This is a genomic window from Gordonia sp. NPDC003429, assembly GCF_053588575.1.
On sequence record NZ_JBSFQF010000011.1, the window covers coordinates 23,192 to 39,811 of the forward strand.

Annotated in this window: 14 protein-coding genes; 7 read left to right on the plus strand and 7 right to left on the minus strand. The window is 68.5% G+C overall.

The genetic code is table 11. The features are described 5' to 3' along the window. Positions 1 to 163: 163 nt before the first annotated feature. Positions 164 to 1,003, minus strand: a complete 840-nt coding sequence (locus tag ACWDSI_RS14345) for a hypothetical protein (RefSeq protein ID WP_449756923.1) — start codon at positions 1,001 to 1,003, stop codon at positions 164 to 166. Between the two features lie 39 nt (positions 1,004 to 1,042). Then, the gene (locus tag ACWDSI_RS14350) at positions 1,043 to 2,149 is read right to left on the minus strand and encodes a DNA adenine methylase (RefSeq protein ID WP_449756924.1); all 1,107 of its coding nucleotides are present in this window, start codon (positions 2,147 to 2,149) and stop codon (positions 1,043 to 1,045) included. A 102-nt stretch (positions 2,150 to 2,251) separates the two neighbouring features. On the opposite strand from ACWDSI_RS14350, the gene ACWDSI_RS14355 reads away from it, so the two are divergent. Next, the gene (locus ACWDSI_RS14355) at positions 2,252 to 2,677 is read left to right on the plus strand and encodes an HIT family protein (RefSeq protein WP_449745891.1); all 426 of its coding nucleotides are present in this window, start codon (positions 2,252 to 2,254) and stop codon (positions 2,675 to 2,677) included. Positions 2,678 to 2,725: 48 nt separating this feature from the next. On the opposite strand, the gene ACWDSI_RS14360 is transcribed toward ACWDSI_RS14355, so the two are convergent. Continuing rightward, positions 2,726 to 4,933: a RecQ family ATP-dependent DNA helicase gene (locus tag ACWDSI_RS14360; RefSeq protein ID WP_449756925.1), complete on the minus strand. Its 2,208-nt coding sequence runs from the start codon at positions 4,931 to 4,933 to the stop codon at positions 2,726 to 2,728. A gap of 231 nt (positions 4,934 to 5,164) precedes the next feature. On the opposite strand from ACWDSI_RS14360, the gene ACWDSI_RS14365 reads away from it, so the two are divergent. The 4 genes from ACWDSI_RS14365 (at position 5,165) to purD (ending at position 11,298) form a co-directional block, all read left to right on the plus strand. Further along, complete coding sequence (locus ACWDSI_RS14365) at positions 5,165 to 6,424, plus strand: glycosyltransferase (protein ID WP_449756926.1); 1,260 nt, start codon at positions 5,165 to 5,167, stop codon at positions 6,422 to 6,424. Between the two features lie 47 nt (positions 6,425 to 6,471). Continuing rightward, positions 6,472 to 8,697: an ArnT family glycosyltransferase gene (locus ACWDSI_RS14370; RefSeq protein ID WP_449756927.1), complete on the plus strand. Its 2,226-nt coding sequence runs from the start codon at positions 6,472 to 6,474 to the stop codon at positions 8,695 to 8,697. 81 nt (positions 8,698 to 8,778) lie between these two features. Continuing rightward, positions 8,779 to 9,996 carry a low temperature requirement protein A gene (locus tag ACWDSI_RS14375; protein ID WP_449756998.1) on the plus strand — a complete coding sequence of 406 codons (1,218 nt, stop codon included), beginning with the start codon at positions 8,779 to 8,781 and terminating at the stop codon, positions 9,994 to 9,996. 48 nt (positions 9,997 to 10,044) lie between these two features. Further along, the gene (purD, locus tag ACWDSI_RS14380) at positions 10,045 to 11,298 is read left to right on the plus strand and encodes a phosphoribosylamine--glycine ligase (protein ID WP_449756928.1); all 1,254 of its coding nucleotides are present in this window, start codon (positions 10,045 to 10,047) and stop codon (positions 11,296 to 11,298) included. Positions 11,299 to 11,410: 112 nt separating this feature from the next. On the opposite strand, the gene ACWDSI_RS14385 is transcribed toward purD, so the two are convergent. The 4 genes from ACWDSI_RS14385 to ACWDSI_RS14400 form a co-directional block, all read right to left on the minus strand. Then, positions 11,411 to 12,361: an alpha/beta hydrolase gene (locus tag ACWDSI_RS14385; RefSeq protein ID WP_449756929.1), complete on the minus strand. Its 951-nt coding sequence runs from the start codon at positions 12,359 to 12,361 to the stop codon at positions 11,411 to 11,413. An 86-nt stretch (positions 12,362 to 12,447) separates the two neighbouring features. Further along, the gene (locus ACWDSI_RS14390) at positions 12,448 to 12,858 is read right to left on the minus strand and encodes a DUF302 domain-containing protein (RefSeq protein WP_449756930.1); all 411 of its coding nucleotides are present in this window, start codon (positions 12,856 to 12,858) and stop codon (positions 12,448 to 12,450) included. 22 nt (positions 12,859 to 12,880) lie between these two features. Next, entirely contained in the window at positions 12,881 to 13,147 is a 267-nt protein-coding gene (locus ACWDSI_RS14395) for a metal-sensitive transcriptional regulator (protein WP_449756931.1), read from the minus strand. 87 nt (positions 13,148 to 13,234) lie between these two features. Then, positions 13,235 to 15,394, minus strand: coding sequence for an MMPL family transporter (locus ACWDSI_RS14400; RefSeq protein ID WP_449756999.1), 2,160 nt, complete (start codon positions 15,392 to 15,394; stop codon positions 13,235 to 13,237). A gap of 169 nt (positions 15,395 to 15,563) precedes the next feature. Here ACWDSI_RS14400 and ACWDSI_RS14405 point away from each other — a divergent pair, with 169 nt between their 5' ends. Further along, positions 15,564 to 16,166 carry a TetR/AcrR family transcriptional regulator gene (locus ACWDSI_RS14405; RefSeq protein WP_449756932.1) on the plus strand — a complete coding sequence of 201 codons (603 nt, stop codon included), beginning with the start codon at positions 15,564 to 15,566 and terminating at the stop codon, positions 16,164 to 16,166. A gap of 14 nt (positions 16,167 to 16,180) precedes the next feature. After that, positions 16,181 to 16,606: a hypothetical protein gene (locus ACWDSI_RS14410; protein WP_449756933.1), complete on the plus strand. Its 426-nt coding sequence runs from the start codon at positions 16,181 to 16,183 to the stop codon at positions 16,604 to 16,606. Positions 16,607 to 16,620 lie beyond the last annotated feature (14 nt).

The window sequence follows — 16,620 nt, forward strand, 5'->3', positions numbered from 1 at the left end:
TGAGCGTGCCCACTTCCGGGTCGAGCGTGCCCAGAATCCCGTTGAGCGTGCCCACTTCCGGGTCGAGCGTGCCCAGAATCCCGTTGAGCGTGCCCACTTCCGGGTCGAGCGTGCCCAGAATCCCGTTGAGCGTGCCCGGGTCCGCTCGCTGCCGCCCCTGACGTCAGATCAGCTTGCGCAGCCGGGCGAACTCCTCGACGTCGGCGCGGAACGCGTCCAGCGTGACCAGCGTGTACATCCCGTCGATCTGCTTGTCGGCCCAGAGCTGATGGATGCGACGGAGGTCGGATTGCCGCGATTTCCAACCGATTCCGTCGATCACCGCCAACACGAGTTGCTTGGGCAGACGTACCTCGGCCATTTCCTCGATCTCGCGGACCGCGTCGGTGAGTTTGCTGCCGGTGGAGTCGAACCCCTTCGCGGCCACCACGATGTCGGCCGCACCCTCGCGTCCGACGATGAGGTCGGCGGGTGCGTCCCGGCCGCCGCGGCCGGTGAAGCGAGAGCGAGTCACGTACGGCAGATTCAAATCCCTTGCGATGGACTCGATCTCGTCTTCGATGTGCCGCCCGGAAGCTCCCGCGCGGGTGGCCGTGGCCCGCGTACCCGACCGGGCGACGAGAATATCGGCGAAGGTGTAGGTGCGGGCCATCTGCGCGCGGAGCATCCGAACCAGATCGAATTCTCGGTCCATCCAGTCGACGAGGTCGTACGGGGCGCTGCGCGCCACCTTCTGCCACGACGATGTACCGAACTCGTGGCGCAGGTTGTTGCGCATCTTCTCCTGGGACAGTCCCACCGCCAATCGCAGAATGGTGTCCTCGTCGGCGTGATCGCGCGCCCACACCGCCAGACCGGTCAGGTCGGTGTCGAGCACTTCGGAGAGTGAGTCGACGGCGTCGACGATCCGCTCCGCCTCGGGCGTCGATGCCGTCGGGTCCACGTGCGCGGTCAGCCGACCCAGCGACAAGAGGTAGTCGTCGAACTCGCCGGCGTCACTCATCGGGACCAATCCTGCATCATGGGTGAATCCTGTTGTCGCTCAGTCCCGGCCGATGAACAGGAACTCGCTCACGTCCCGGCGGGTGGCGGCCGCGTGCGTACCGAAGCTGTACTTGTGATCGATCGCGATCACCTCCACCGACGGCTTGACCTTGCCGAGCAGATCGACGATCCGGTCGTGCCCGGGTAACGCGTTCGACGAGTAGGAGAGCACGATCGCACCCGCGGACTCGAAGTGCTCGAAGGTGCGCAGCAAGGCGTCGTCGATGGTGCGTTTGTAGGCGAAGGGAGTGAACCGCTTGGGCAGCTTCTTGGTCTTCGTGTTCTCCATGATGCTCATCCCCTCCCAGTAGACGGAGAGACCCTCCAGGAAGTGATAGCGCTTGATGTAGTCGTTGTCGTCGGTCGGCGGGGCGTACGGCGGGTCGAGATACACCAGGTCGGGTGCTGTGGTGTCGAGGTCGATGTCGAAAACGTCGCCGCAGATGCTGCGATGCCGCCGGCCATTGCTGAACACCGTCGCGTTGTACTCGTGGGCCGAGCGCAGCCGGAAGTGGTCGCGCAGCGACATCCGCAGGTCGCGGCGGCCGTCGGCGTAACGCGAGGAGTCGGTGAAGGTGAATACACCGCGCGGCTGCTTGCGGGCCGCCGACAACACCAGCGCCGAGATGGCGAGGTCGCGCCGGTAGCCGCGCAAACGGTCGATGTGCGACCACGCGGAATCCAGAAAGGCGCGGTCGTCGGCGGAGAAGTAGAGGCCGTCGAAGGTGCGGGCGATGAAGTCACGGTCGTCGGCGGGTGGGCCGCAGATCTCGTCGACGAGGTCGGGTTCGAGGCGCACCGACGAGTTGGCGACCGTCGCGCGGGTGATGATGTGCGGGAAGGTCAGGAAGTCGTTGGTGGTGACCGCGAATCCCTGTGCCTTGAGCAGGTAGGAGACGACGCCGGACCCGGAGAACGCGTCCACCGCGGTGCTGCCGCCGATCTCGGCGAAGGTGCGCTCGAGGTGGGGGAGCAGGCGATACTTGGAGCCCATGTAGCGCAGCCGCGGGAACCGCTGGGCGCGCGCCACCACCGCCGCGGAACCGACCGGATGCCCGCCACGTGGCGACTCCGGCCCGTCGCCGGTGAACTCTTGTCGACTCACGAGGAAAGAATGTCACGGGCTCCCGACAGATCCACGGCCAACACGGGAACGGACGCTCGACAACTACGGTCATCGGGCGTCGAATCGACCTAGACTGTTGGTATGTCGTCGGTATTCACCAAAGTCATCAATGGAGAACTCCCCGGTCGTTTTGTCTGGAAGGACGGTCAGTGCGTGTCCTTTCTGACCATCGAGCCGGTCACCCCGGGGCACGTGCTGGTGGTACCGCGTAAAGAGGTCGACCACTGGGAGCAGATGGACACCGCGTCGTTCACCCATCTCGCCGACGTCGCACAGAAGGTGGGACGCGCGATCAAGGAGGGGCTCGGGGCGCCCCGCATCGGCATGTTGATCGCCGGTTTCGAGGTTCCGCACGTGCACATCCACGTGTTCCCGGCAGTGAGCATGGAGACCTACGACCTCAGCAAGGCCCGCAGGGACATCTCGGCCGAGGAACTCGACGCCGACGCGAAGAAGATCCGTGCCGCCCTGCGCGCCACCGGATACGGGGAGTACGTCGCCGACTGACGTCGAGCGTGCCCACTTTCGGGTCGAGCGTGCCCGGATTCGCGCGGTTCACACGGTGCGATGGATCAGCAGCGGCAACACCGCTGACGCACCCGCCTCACGCAACGCCGCCGCGGCCAGGGTGATCGGCCAGCCGCTCCGCGTTTCGTCGACCACCAGCAACACCGCCTGACCCGACACCTCCGGAGGCGGATCACCGAGATGGTCACGCCAGTAGCCGGCCTCCACGGCACCCGGCGCATCACGACCGGGCGGGTCGCCCTGACGAACGGGCAGCGCGCCGCCAGGGCGACGTCCGACGACCCGCAGGTGTTCGGCGAGGTCGTCGGCCAGTCCGGTTCCGGTCAGGCGCAACGAGAGGATCAGGTCGGGCCGAACCCCGGTGGAACGAACCCACGCCGACAACGTCGCCACCGCGGCGTCGCCGAGATCGGCGAGCGCCTGCGTGTCGTGGTCACGGGCAGCGGTCAGCAGATCCGACCACTCCGGCGCATCGGCGTGGGCCAGTACCCGGCCTTCGGCGGCCGCGAGATCCGCCGGAATGCGACCGCGACGGCCGAAGTCACCACCCGGCCACATCTTGCGGGGTTCCAGGGTCTGCGCCGATCGACGCAGCGAACCCGTGATCGTCCGGACCGTTGCCGGGTCGACCGCGGCGTTCAGCGGAGGGGTGAGAGCGCCGCGACAGACCGAACACCGGCCGCACGGCTCCGACTGTGCATCGTCGAGAGATTCGGTGAGCAACTGCATCAGGCAGCGGCGGCCGGCGATGTAGGACCGCATGATGTCGGCTTCCCGACGACGCACCGCCAGCACGCCGTCGTAGTGGTCGGCGTCGTATACCCACGGCGTCCCCGTCGCCGACCATCCGTCCGGTCCGCGCTCGGTGGCGCCGTCGACGGCGAGTTGTTTGAGCATCAGCTCGATGCGTCCACGACGCATTCCCGTCCCGGCCTCCAACGCGGGTACCGACATCGGTGCGTCCGCGGCGCCGAGTGCATCGAGCAGAGTCCGCATCCGCTCGGGCTCGGGGATGGTCGCGGTGGCGAAGTACTCCCACACCGAGTTGTCACCGGCCGCGGCGAGCAACACCACCACCGCATCGTCGAGCGCTCGCCCGGCGCGACCGACCTGCTGGTAATACGACACCGGCGACGGCGGCGACCCGACGTGGACGACAAATCCGAGGTCGGGTTTGTCGTAGCCCATCCCCAGCGCCGACGTCGCGACCAGTGCCTTGACCTCGTTGCGCAGAAGTGCGTCCTCGAGTTGGTGGCGGCGGTCGGCGTCGAGTTGGCCGGTGTAGGCGGCGACCGGGACGGCGTCGCCGTGCACCGCGCGAATCGCGTCGACGAGACGGTCCGCATCGGCGACGGTCAGCACGTAGACGATGCCCGAGCCGGGCAGTTCCGGCAGGTATTGCGCCACCCAGGCGTATCGATCGATGGGTGAGAGTCCATCGATCACGTTGAGATGCAACGACTTGCGGGCGAGTGGACCGCGCAGCACCAGCGTGTGCGAGCCGAGTTGGGTGGCCACGTCGTCGGTCACCCGGCTGTTCGCGGTGGCCGTGGTCGCCAACACCGGGGTGTCGGGATTCAGCGACCGCAATACGTCGGCGACACGGCGATAGTCGGGCCGGAAATCATGACCCCAGTCGGAGATGGCGTGCGCCTCGTCGATCACCAGCAACCCCAGATTGCCGGCCAGCGCGTCGAGCACCCGGCGGCCGAAACCCGGATTGGCCAGCCGTTCCGGCGAGACCAACAGCACGTCGACGTTGCCGGACCGCAAATCGGATTCGATGGAATTCCACTCGTCGACGTTGGACGAGTTCAACGTCGCCGCCCGCAGCCCGGCACGTCCGGCGGCGGCCACCTGATCACGCATCAGTGACAGCAGAGGTGAGACGATCAGCGTCGGTCCCCGGCCATGCGCCCGCAGGATCGCCGTCGCGGTCCAGTACACGGCCGACTTGCCCCACCCCGTCGCCTGCACAACGAGTACACGCGGCCCGCTCGCTTCGCTCACGGCGCCGGGCACACGTGGCCCGCTCGCTTCGCTCCCGGCGCCGGGCACACGTGGCCCGCTCGCTTCGCTCCCGGCGCCGGGCACACGTGGCCCGCTCGCTCCGAGCAACCCGACCACCGCAGAGAGCTGGTCGTCGCGCAACCGGGCGCCGTCACCGGCGAGGCTGCTGATCACCCCCTCGGCGACTGCGCGGTCGGCATCGGAGAGGGTGGGGGCGCTGGTCATGTCCGCAAATCTAGCGACCCCCGCTGACAGCGCCTGATCCTGCAGCTTCCCGCGTCTCCATTTCCTTCCCGCGTAGGTAATTTGCGACGCGGGAAGGAAACAGGTGCGCGGGAGCGAGGAGACAGCCGGATGTGGGCACGCTCGACGGGGATCTGGGCACGCTCGACGCTCACAGCCAACTGGCAGGTTCGGCGCAGAGTGGATGAAGTTTGCGCACCGATTCTTGATGACATGACCACAGACGCCCTCCCGCAGGCCGCGGCCGCAGTGACGACCGTCGCCGACACCTCGGTGGCCGTGCCCGTCCTCGACATCGTCGTGCCCGTCTACAACGAAGAGGCCGACATCACCCGCTGCCTGCAGCGACTGCACGCTCACCTCACCGCCGACGTACCGTTCACCGCGCGGATCACCGTCGCCGACAACGCGAGCACCGACAACACCGTCGCGATCGCCGCCGAACTCGCGGGCGAACTCGGCGGCATCCGCGTGATGCACCTCGACGAGAAGGGCCGCGGCCGGGCGCTCAAGGCGGTCTGGACTCGCAGCGACGCGCAGATCGTCGCCTACTGCGACGTCGACCTCTCCACCGACCTCAACGCGTTGCTGCCGCTGATCGCGCCACTGGAGTCCGGCCACTCCGACATCGCCATCGGCACGCGGCTGGCGCGGTCGTCGCGGGTGGTGCGCGGCCCCAAGCGTGAATTCATCTCGCGCAGCTACAACCTCATCCTGCGCACCACGATGCGGGCGAGGTTCTCCGACGCCCAGTGCGGCTTCAAGGCCGTGCGCGCCGACATCGCCCGGCAGGTGCTGCCCTACGTGAGCGACACCGGCTGGTTCTTCGACACCGAGTTGCTCGTGATCGGCGAACGGATCGGACTGCGCATCGCCGAGGTGCCCGTCGACTGGACCGACGACCCCGGCAGCACCGTCGACATCGTGTCCACCGCGCTGGCCGACCTGAAGGGGTGCGCGCGGGTGGGCTACGCGCTGGCCACCGGCCGCCTCCCGATCGCGCAACTACGGGCCACCGTCGGACGCGAGCGTGCCCCCGGCCCCGCCATCGCGGGAGTCCCCCACGGAATGGTCGGCCAACTGGCCCGCTTCTGCGTGGTCGGGGTGGCCTCGACCGTCGCCTACGCGGTGCTCTACCTGCTGCTGCACTCGATTCTCGGCGCCCAGGTCTCGAACTTCGTCGCCCTGGCGATCACCGCGATTCTCAACACCGCGGCCAACCGCCGCTTCAGCTTCGGGGTCCAGGGCCGCGAGGACGCACTCAAACACCAGTTCTTCGGCCTCGGGGTGTTCCTCTTCGGGTGGGCCGTGACCGCCGGTTCGCTGGTCGCGTTGCACTCCTTCGCGCCCGCCGCGTCCAAGCACGTCGAACTCGCGGTGCTGGTGATCGCCAACCTGGTGGCCACCGCCACCCGCTTCGTCGGGCTGCGCTGGGTGTTTCGCGCTCACCTGAAGGCCCGCACCGCCGGGTGACCCCGCGCCCCCACACGCCTACGCTCCCAACGACGAGAATCGAGACGATGACAACGACCGCAGATTCGACGACGGCCCCGGATCACCGGGGCCGTGCCGCTGTCGACGCACCGAGCACCTCCACCCGCGCACGGCTGTGGGAATCGCTGTCCCTGGCCGCGCTGCTCATCGGGACGACGGTCATCTACCTCTGGAACCTGTCGAGCAACGGGTTCGCCAACTCCTTCTACTCCGCCGCGATCCAGGCCGGTTCGCAGTCGTGGAAGGCATGGTTCTTCGGGTCCAGCGACATGGCCAACTCCATCACCGTCGACAAACCGCCTGCGTCCCTGTGGATTCCGGCGATCTCGGTGCGCATCTTCGGTCTCAATTCGTGGGCGATCCTGGTGCCCAACGCGCTCATGGGCGTGGCATCGGTGGCGCTGCTGTACTGGATCACCCGCAAGTACCTCGGACACTGGGCGGGAATTCTCGCCGGCGCCACGCTGGCGATCACACCGGTCGCGGCGCTGATGTTCCGGTTCAACAATCCCGAGGCGCTGCTGATCCTGCTGATGATCGCCGCGGTGTGGGCGTGTCTGAAGGCGGTCGAGGACGGCCGGTTGCGCTGGATGATCCTCACCGGTGTCTTCGTCGGATTCGGTTTCCTCACCAAGCAACTGCAGGTGATGCTGATCGTCCCCGCGCTCGCGCTCACCTACTTCGCCTTCGGTCCCGGCACCTGGCTCCGGCGGCTCGGTGGCTGCTTCGCCGCGCTGGGCGCGATGATCGTCAGCGCCGGCTGGTGGCTGCTCACGGTGGAATTGTGGCCGGCGTCGTCGCGACCGTGGATCGGCGGCTCGCAACACAATTCGGTGCTCGAACTCACGTTGGGCTACAACGGGTTCGGACGCCTCAACGGCAACGAAACCGGCAGCGTGGGACCGGGCATGAACCGCGGCTACGGCGCGGCATTCGGACCGGGCGGTACGGCAGGCGACTTCGCCGGACCGCCCGGAGCCGGCGGCCGCGGACCGGGCGGCGGCATGTGGGGTCAGCCGGGCTGGCTGCGCATGTTCCAGCCCGAGCAGGGTGGGCAGATCGCATGGCTCATCCCGTCGGCCCTGGTGCTCGGCGTGGCGGCGTTCATCGTCATCGGCCGCGCCAAGCGCACCGACACCCGACGCGCCTACCTGTCGGTGTGGGGACTGTGGCTGCTGGTCACCATGGGTGTGTTCAGCTTCATGGCGGGCATCTTCCACAGCTACTACACCGCGGCCCTGGCGCCGGCGGTGGCCGCGGTGCTGGCCGGTGGGGCAGCGGTGGCGTGGCGTGCCCGCACCACGATCTGGGTGCGATGCGTGCTGGCCGCCGCGGTGTGGATCGCCGCGATCTGGGGATTCGTGCTGCTGAACCGCTCACCCGATTTCGTTCCGTGGCTGCGGTACGTGGTAATCGTTGTCGGCATCATCGGGGGTGCGGTGATGCTGGTGGCCCACCGCGCCTACCTGGGTGCGCTCGCCATCGCGACGTCGCTGCTGGCCGCGCTGGCCGGACCGTTCGCCTACACCGTCGACACCATCACCACACCCAAGCAGGGGTCGATCATCAGTGCGGGCCCCGCTGTCGCGGGTGGATTCGGGCCGGGTGGATTCGGACGCGGCGGCATGCGTATGGGTCGGTCGAACTGGGGCCAGGGTCCTGGAACCATGCCTCCCGGCGGGATGGCTCCCGGCGGCCCCGGACAAGCTCCCGGTGGCCCGGGACAGGCACCCGGCGGCACGGCACCCGGCGGCCCGAGACAGGCTCCCGGCGGCATGGCACCCGGCGGCCCGGGACAGGCTCCTGGTAACCCGACCGGCACCGGTGCCGACGGCGGCATGGGCACGTACGGCATGGGCGGACCCGGCATGGGCGGACCCGGCGGCGGCCTGCTCATGGGATCGCGCCCCAGCGCGGAGATGATCACGCTGCTGCGCACCGACGCCGACCGGTTCACCTGGGTGGCCGCCGCCGTCGGCTCCAATACCGCATCGGGATACCAGCTCTACTCCGGCTACTCGGTGATGCCGATCGGCGGCTTCAACGGCACCGATCCGTCGCCGACCCTCGAGCAGTTCCAAAAGCTGGTGGAGCAGAAGAAGATCCACTACTTCATCGCCGGCGGCGGTTTCGGGGGCCGAGGTTCGGACACCAGCAGGCCGTCGGGACAGATCACCGAGTGGGTGGAACAGAACTTCACCGCCAAGACGGTCGACGGCGCCACCGTGTACGACCTCACCGACCCGAAGTAGGCCGCAGCGCGACGTGACGGGGCAGGCTGCCCCGATTAGGGTCACACCGTGGCACTCACCATCGGACACCGGCTGACCAGGATGATCGGCCGCGACCCCCACGAGCAGCGACGGGCCGCGACCAACCTGGAACTGTTCTACGACCTCGTGTTCGTGGTGATCTTCTCGGTCGCCGGCACCCAACTCGCGCACTACCTCGCCGAGGGACACTTCCGCACGGCGATCCTCGGCTACGTGCTGTGCACGTTCGCCGCGATCTGGGCGTGGATCAACTTCACCTGGTTCGCGTCCGCGTTCGACACCGACGACTGGTTCTTCCGCGGCGTGGTGCTGGTGCAGATGATCGGCGTCGCGATCCTCGCGCTGGGCGTGTCCCCGGTCTTCACCTCGATCGACCACAACGAGCACGTCGACATCCGCGTCGTGGTCACCGGTTACGTGGTGATGCGCGTCGGTCTCCTGACCCAGTGGCTGAGAGCCGCGTACCAGAGTCCCGAGTGCCGCAAGACGTGCCTCACGTACGCGGCCGCGATCATCGTGGCCCAGGTGATGTGGGTGATCACCGCCATCGTCGACCTCGCCTTGTGGCCCACGTTCATCGCCATTGCCGTCTGCGCGTTTGTCGAGCTCCTCGGTCCTGTGATCGCCGAGACCAGGGTGCGGCCCACGCCGTGGCACCCCCACCACATCGCCGAACGCTATTCGCTGCTGACCATCGTCACCCTCGGCGAGGGAGTGGTGGGCACCGTCGCCGTGCTGCAGGCGGTGGTCGACCACGACGGCTGGACGCTCGACGCGGGTGTGTTCGGGGTATCGGCAATGGTCGTCACGTTTGCCATGTGGTGGATCTACTTCACCGTGCCGGTGGGCGACGCCCTGCATGCGCACCGCAACAAGTGCTTTCCGTGGGGGTACGGACACACCATCGTGTTCATGTCGGCCGCGGCCACCGGTGGGGGACTCGAGGTGGCGGCGCTGTGGAGCGAACACGAGGCGTCCATCGGCGCCGGGGCCGTGGTGGCCTGCGTGGCCGTCCCGCTGGGCATCTACTGCCTGTCCATGCTCGTGATGTACGACTACCTGCTGCCGTTCGATCCCCTCACCATCGTCACCGGGATCGGGGTCATCGCGTTCCTGACAGCCGGGATCGCGCTCGCCTCGGCCGGTGTCTCGCCGGCCGTCGCCGTGGTGGTGGTGGCGGTGGCGCCGCTGTTCGTCGTGGTCGTCGACGAGTTGGTGGGCGTGCACCGGCGCGCGCGGGCCCTGTCGGGCATCGGGGTGGACATCCGCGTCGGGTGATGGCCACGCGCTCGGTGTCGACTGCGTGGGGTGGCTAGAGTCATGGGCGTGCGCGTACTAGTCATCGGTTCGGGCGGCCGCGAGCACGCCCTGCTCATCGCATTGTCCCGCGACCCATCGGTCACCGATCTGCACGTGGCGCCGGGCAATGCCGGTACCGCGTCGGTCGCGACCAACCACCGGGTCGACGCGACGTCGGCGGATTCGGTGGTCTCCCTGGCGCGGGAGATCGCCGCCGACCTGGTCGTGATCGGACCCGAGGTGCCGCTGGTGCTCGGTGTCGCAGATGCGTTGCGCGACTCCGGATTCGCCACCTTCGGTCCCAGCGCGCAGGCTGCGCGGATCGAAGGGTCCAAGGCTTTCGCCAAGGACGTGATGGCTGCTGCCGGGGTGCGCACCGCGCACAGCGAGATCGTCGACAACCCGGCGCGGCTCGACGCCGCACTCGACCGTTTCGGCCCCACGTGGGTGGTCAAGGACGACGGACTCGCCGCCGGCAAGGGGGTGGTGGTGACCGCCGACCGCGCCGCGGCCCGCAATCACGCCGCCGAATGCCTCGAGATGGGCCACCCGGTGCTGCTGGAGAGTTTCCTCGACGGCCCCGAGGTGTCGTTGTTCTGCCTGGTGGACGGCGACACCGTGGTGCCGCTCATCCCGGCGCAGGACCACAAACGTGTCGGTGACGGCGACACCGGACCCAACACCGGCGGCATGGGCGCCTACACCCCGTTGCCGTGGCTGCCCGACGAGGTGACCCGGCAGATCGTCGACGACGTCGTGACGCCGGTGGCCGCCGAACTCGTGCGCCGCGGGACACCGTTCTCCGGACTGCTCTACGCCGGGCTGGCCATCGGCGCCGACGGCCCCGCCGTGGTCGAGTTCAACTGCCGCTTCGGCGACCCGGAAACCCAAGCGGTGCTCGCGCTGCTGAAATCCCCACTGGGACAAGCACTCAACGCCACCGCGACGGGCACCCTGGCCGGCCTGCCGCCGCTGGAATGGGTCGACGGTTCGGCCGTGGTGGTGGTGGTGGCCGCGGAGAACTATCCCGGCACACCACGTACCGGCGACGTCATCACCGGCGCCGACGGCGAGGGTGTGCTGCACGCGGGCACCTCGCTCGACGCCGACGGGGCGGTGGTGTCCTCGGGCGGTCGGGTCCTCGGCGTGGTGGGAGTGGGCGCCGACCTCGCCGAAGCCCGGGCGCAGGCCTACGAGCGGATCGCCGGCATCAAGCTCCCCGGTTCGCACTACCGCACCGACATCGGCAAGGCCGCGCTCGAGGGGCGCATCCACATCTGACCGGCCCGGCTGTGATGACCGGCCCGGCTGTGATGACCTGGCGAGCCGGCTCGCGGGATGACCTGGCGAGCCGGCTCGCGGGATGACCTGGCGAGCCGGCTCGCGGGATGACCTAGCGGGCCAGTTCGCGGCCGAGGAACTCCACCTGATCGGGCAGCACCGAGCGCCAGTACCGGTTGGTGTGCCCGCCGGCGGCGGTGCCGAACGCGGCGGGCGGATGCAATCCCGCCGCCCATTGCCGCGTGTAGGTGAAGAACTGATCGCTCGATCCGATGCTGATCAGCAGCGGGATCTTCGCGAAGGCGGCCTGCTGGCCGAACAGCGAATTCTGCTGGTAGTCCTCGAAGCTGTCGAACGCGCGCGGCGGATAGTTGCGCGGGTCGGCCCATAGCGCGGGCGAACTGACCGTGACGGCGGCCACCCGCGGCGAGCCGAGCAGCGCGGCGAGGCGCAACGCCCCGTAGCCGCCCATCGACCAGCCGAACAGCCCGATCCGTTCGGTGGACAGATCGAGCTGGGTGTTGCCCGCCAGCATCGGCAGGAACTCGTCGAGGACCATCGCCGCGCCGTCGGTGCCGTCGACGCGGGGGTGCCAGTAGTTGCGGGCACCGTCGACGGCGGCGATCGCAAACGGCGGGTTGCCCGCGTCGACGTAGGACTGCAGCACGTTCTGGATGGCGAGCTTGTCGGTGAAGATCGCCCTCTCGTCGGTGTTGAGTGCGTGCAGCACCACCACCACGGGGAGCCGACCACTCACATTGTCCGGTCTGGCCACCGCCCACCGGGTGAGCCGACCACCCATCTTGGCCGACACGAAACTTCCGGTCACCAGCGCCGGACCACGCGCGATGGGGGCGGGTGAGGTTTCCGAGGGGAGCTCGTCGTCGGCGCCGCGCGGTTCGGCCCGGCGCTTGTCGACGGTCATCGCGTCCGAGCGGGAACACCCGGCCAGTGCGCCGAGGGCGGCGACGCCGGCGCCGGAGATCAGCAGCGAACGACGATTCACCCGGCCCACATCGGGGCCGGGTGAATGATGCTGGGGGATGGGGCGGTCGGTGCTCATCGCCTCAACAGGTTACTGGGTACGCCCGCCGATCACCCACGACGTGTACGTCACACGCCGCAGACGCGTCGCGGATGGTCGGGGACTCAGGCAGGAACCCCGGCGTCGAGCGTGGCGATCGCGGCCTTGAGCTTGGTGGTGGCGTCGGCGGCCACCTCGGGCAGCCCGGGGGAGTCGGTGACCCGCACCATGATGTCGGGGTTCATCGCCTCGACGATCACCGTTCCCGGTGCATCGACGTCCTCGCGGACCACCACGTTGCACGGCAGGAGCAACCCGATCTGACGGTTGGTGCCGAGCGCACGATGTGCCAGCGCCGGATTGCAGGCGCCGAGAATCAGATAGCGCTCCACGTCCTCGTCGAGCTTCTTCTTGAGCGTCGCTGCGACGTCGATCTCGGTGAGTACGCCGAATCCCTGTTCGGCGAGGGCGGCCTTGGTACGTTCCACCGCCTCGTCGAAGTCGATGTGCAGCGTGGTGCTGTAGCCGAGTTGCATTGCTGTCCTCTCGTTGCGCCGGTCAGGCGAGTGCGAGGAACAGTTTCTCGAGTTGTTCCTCGTTCATGGGCTCACGGGTGGCCTGGTCGCCGGTCATGCATTCGCGTAGGCCGGTGGCGACGATCTTGAAGCCGGCACGATCGAGCGCACGGGACACCGCGGCGAGCTGTGTCACCACGTCCTTGCACTCGCGTCCCTGCTCGATCATCGAGATCACTCCGGCCAGCTGGCCGTGCGCACGGCGCAGCCGGTTGAGCACAACGGTGATGGATTCTTCGTCGCCGACCATGACTACTTCTCTCTGTTCTTCCGACGCGGGATTGAGTACCCGCTCTTACACTGTATCCCCCACCGGGTATTCCGACGACCACCGAACTCAGTGGCTGAACGAGATCGACGGCAGGATTCGGTCGAGCCAGCGCGGGGTCCACCACGCGCCGCGGCCGGTGATCCGGAGCAGCACCGGGAGCAGCACGAGCCGGATGAGCATGGCGTCGAGCAGCACCGCCACACCGAGGATGATGCCCATCTCCTTCGGCGGCAGCGGCTGTGCCAGGGCGAAGGTGAAGAACACCGCGACCATCACCGCCGCGGCCGCGAAGATGATGCGCCCGCTGTAGGCGATGCCGTTGATCTGTGCGGTCATCGGGTCGTCGGAGTGCTCGTAATGCTCCTTGGCGGTGGCCAGCAGGAACACCGTGTAGTCCATCGCGATGGCGAAGATCATGGCGAAGAAGAACACCGGCCCCCATCCGTCGAGGAAGCCCTGCGGGGTGAAGCCGAGCAGTCCGGCGCCGTGACCGTCCTGGAAGATCAGCTTCGCCACACCGAAGGCGGCCGCCGTCGACAACAGGCTGACCAGCGTGCCGAGCAACGCGATGAGCGGTGCCCGCAGTGCCACGAGCAGCAGCAGGAAGCCGAGGGACAGGATCACCGCGACGATGATCGGGAACCAGTGATCCAGTGCGGCCTGCAGGTCGATGTTCTCGGCGGGAGCGCCGCCGACCAACGCCTGTGCGGGTAGCCGCTCACGCAGCGTGTCCAGGATCTGGTTCATCTGCGAGTCGGACGGGTCGACCGACGGAATCGCCTGCAGCATCACATAACCGGAGCCGTCGGTGGCGGACTGCGGGGGCGTCACCATGGCGATGCCCGGGGTGCTGGCTGCGGCCGCGGCGGTGGCCGCGGCATCGGCCTGCGGAACCACGATCTGCAGTGCCCCGGGTGCGCCGGCGCCCATCTGCGTGGCCACCACCTCGTAGCCCTGACGCACGGGGGCGTCATTCGGCACCACGTTGATCGACGGCATCGCCACCTTGAGCCCGAGGACCGGAAGTGCCAGCAAGATCAGGATCGCCACCGAGACCACGGCGAACGGCCAGGGATGCCGATGCAGCAGGTGCCCCCACTTCTCGAACAGCGGCGAGTGATGCTGCTGGGACTTCGCCCACGGCAGCGATCCGGCATTCACCTTGGGTCCGAGTGCGGCGAGCACCGCGGGCAGCAACGTCATGGTGGCCAGCAGCACGAACACCACCGCCAGCATGATGCCCACCGCCATCGTCCGCACCGCCGGTGCGGGCACCAGCAACACCGCCGAGAGACTCACCAGCACAGTCAATCCCGACAGCAACACGGCCTTACCCGCGGTCTCCATCGTCTCGACCACGGCGTGGCGGGGATTGTCGTGCAGGATCATCGCCGCGCGGAAACGCGACACCATGAACAGTGCGTAGTCGATGCCGAGGGCCAGCGCGAACATCATCGCGAAGTTCATCGCCCACACCGAGATCGGGGTGACCGCGTTGAGCAGCACCAGACCGCCGGCCGAGGCGACGAGGCCCGCGATCGTCAGCAGCAGCGGAAGACCCGCGGCGACAAGCGAACCGAACGCGATCACCATGATGGCCAGCGTCACCGGCCAGGAGAACATCTCCGCCTTGAGCATGGCGTCGTGGTTGGCCTTGTTGAAGTCACTCCACAGCGCCGACGATCCGGTCGGGTAGACATGGATTCCGTTGCCCGACAACGCAGTCAGTGCTTCTTTGTGATCGTCGACGGCCCTGACCATCTCGTCGGTGTTCGCGTTTGCCCCGATGATGACGATGCCGGTGCGGCCGTCACGGCTGATCGTCATGCCGGGCTGCGGCGGGATCACGTCGGCGAACCGCGAATCGGCGCGGGCGATGTCGGTGACCTCGGCGATCACCTGCTGGGCCTGTGGGTCCGTGATCGGTCCGTTGTCGGAGTGGATCACCACCTGCACCGCCGCCGACGAGTTTCCGCCGAAGTGCTGCTGCGCGAGTTCGCGCACGGCCACCGACTCCGACCCGTTGGCCTGCCAACCGGCGCCGGCGAGGGAGTTGAACACCGACGGCGCGGCCGCGCCCAGTCCGATGATCAGCAGGGCCCACGCGGCGAACACCCAGCGGCGGTGTGCGGCCACCCACCCGCCGGTGCGTCCGAGTGGGCCGACGCGACGTTCGGGGTCCGGCGGGGTGGGTGCGGCGTCAGGGGTGTCCTGCTCCGTGGGGATGGCGGTCACGTCAACTCCTCATACGGGGTGGGGTGTCGGGATTGATCGCCAACATACCCCAGGGGGTATCTGATGACAAGCTGGTGTCGCTCTGCGTCGACGGGTTGCGGGATGAGCGGATCCGCGAAACGCAACCCGAGCGCCGACCTGAGTTGGCAGCATGTGAACCATGACGGCGGCCACGACACCGAAAGGTGAGCGCCGGCGGTCTCGACTCATCGAGGCCGCCGGTGCGTTGCTGCTCGAGGGTGGTTTCGACGCCGTTCGTCACCGCGCCGTCGCCGACCGTGCGTCGCTGCCGCTGGCGTCCACCACCTACTATTTCGGGTCTTTGGAGGACCTGATGGCGGAGGCGGCCGGCCATGTGTCGCGCAACAACGAGCGCGCGATCGTCGAGCGCGGCGCGGCGGTCACCCGCCGCCGCCGCGGCCATCACGCGACCGCCGACACCCTGTCCGGGGTCTTCGTCGGCGCCGACACGACCCTGCAGGAACTCGCCGCCCGGTACGAGATGATCGCCATCGCGGCGCGTTACCCGCGGTTGCACGACGTGGTGATGGCCCGGCACGAGGTGCTGACCGCGGTGCACGCGGAGGTCCTGGAGAAGTCCGGGCGCGAGGCGCGGCCCGCGCGGATCGGCGACCTCATCGCGGTGGAGGACGGGGCCGTGGTGGGATCGCTGGGCCGTGGGGCGACGCCGGTGCGGGCGGCGCGCGACGCGCTGTCGGAGGTGGTCGACGTGCTGGCCCCACGCATGGGCGTCGGCGTCTAGGCGGGGGACACGTGGTGGCAGGGCGGTACTTCGGGTTCGGGGTCGGGAGACGGGCGGCGCTGGCCGCGCTGGCGCTGGGCGTCGGGGTCGCGATGGCGGTGGGGGCACCGACCGCGGGTCCGGCCACCGCCGCGCCGACCGGTCGGGTGGACCCCGGGGTGCCGTTCTCGTCGGTCGTCTACGGGACCGGATGCACCTACTGGCTCACCCAGCTCGTCAATTCCCGTGGCACCGTGACGTTTTGGGAGACCCGGCAGGGGTATGCCCCCCACCTGATCGCGCGCACGCAACCGCAGTGGGGGCAGGCAACCGTCCGGTGGATTCCGCAACGTCAGGGGAACCGGCTGCTCTACACCGAGCAGAACGGGGTGCGTTCGGCGGTGATCGTCGCCCGCGTCCACCAGGGGTACGGGTCCGGCGGCACCTGCTTCGCGCTCTGAGTGGCGCCCTTAGA